Raw genomic sequence first — 1,382 nt, forward strand, 5'->3', positions numbered from 1 at the left:
CATCGATGATCTTCGTTGCGTTCTGGGGATCCTTGCTCGCTTTACACCTGGAAATACACCCAGGGGTGATCTTGAGGTGTTGGGTGCGATAGAATTCTCGTGTGGTGGACCTGTCTGATTCCGTGGGCGGTATCCGGTTGACCGATCGGATCGGTCTGGGTGTGTTGACGCGTGTGGTGGACCGGGATTTGGTGGATGAGGTTCTCGCTGAAACGGGGTGTGGCGAGCAGAGGAAACGTCTCCTGCCGGCGCGGGTCGTCGTCTACTACGTCATGGCTCTGTGTCTGTTCTTCGGTGAGAGCTATGAGGAGGTGATGCGGCTGCTGGTGGGCGGTCTGCAATCGCTGGGTTCCTGGGGGAAGGCGTGGACGGTACCGACCACGAGCGCGATTACCCAGGCGCGTAAGAGGCTCGGGCCGGAGCCGTTGCGTGTCCTGTTCGAACGGGTCGCGGTCCCGTGCGCTCGGCGCGGGCATCCCGGGGCATGGCTCGGAGGGCTGCGGCTCATGGCTGTCGACGGTTTCTACCTGGACGTGCCGGACACGCCATCCAACAGCGAGAAGTTCGGCCGTTCCGGCGGGGACAAGAATCCAGCTCCCTTTCCCCAGGCCCACCTCGTCGGACTCGGCGAGTGTGGTACCCACGCGATCGTCGCCGCTCAGCTGGGGCCGTGGCGGACCAACGAACGGAAACTCGCCGAGAAGCTTGTCGACACTTTCGAGCCCGGAATGCTCGTTATCGCTGATCGCGGGTTCTACAGCTTCCAGCTGTGGGAGGCCGCGGCGGCCAGCGGCGCCGACCTGCTGTGGCGGATGCCAGCCGGACCGCATCTGCCCGTGGTGCGCGCCCTGCCGGATGGGTCCTACGAGTCGTTCCTTCTCGATCCCAAGGTCCGCAACCGGCGTGGGAACCAGAAGTACCGGGGCGCCGCCCTCGAGGAGCCCTCGGGCCCCACGGTCCGCGTCGTCGAATACGAAGTCGACGGCCGCGACGGCAGCGGTGAGCTGTTCTGCCTGATCACGACCATCATCGACCCGGTGAAGGCCAGTGCCCCGGAACTCGCCGACGCCTACGCGCAACGATGGGAGTTCGAATCCAGCCTCGACGAGATCAAAACCCACCAGCGTGGACGAGGCGCCGTTCTACGCTCCCAGTCATCGGAAATGGTCGAACAGGAGATATGGGCGCTCCTGCTTACCCACTACGCCGTACGCGAGCTCATGGCCGAAGCCGCCGAACAAGCCGACGTAGATCCCGACCGGCTATCATTCATGCGCTCACTACGCGTCATCCGCCGCCAGGTCACCCGGCAGGCGGGTTTTTCCCCCTCAACACCTGGCCGAGGCACTCATCGAGACGATCCAAGAGATACGTGACCGGCC

Annotated in this window: 1 protein-coding gene; it reads left to right on the plus strand. The window is 64.1% G+C overall.

What is annotated here, in order from left to right:
• Positions 1-101 precede the first annotated feature (101 nt).
• Positions 102-1,376, plus strand: a complete 1,275-nt coding sequence (locus I6A60_RS41025; RefSeq protein WP_203017480.1) for an IS4 family transposase — start codon at positions 102-104, stop codon at positions 1,374-1,376.
• The last annotated feature ends 6 nt before the right edge of the window (positions 1,377-1,382 follow it).

It is taken from the genome of Frankia sp. AgB1.9, from assembly GCF_016786355.1.
GTDB lineage: Bacteria > Actinomycetota > Actinomycetes > Frankiales > Frankiaceae > Pseudofrankia.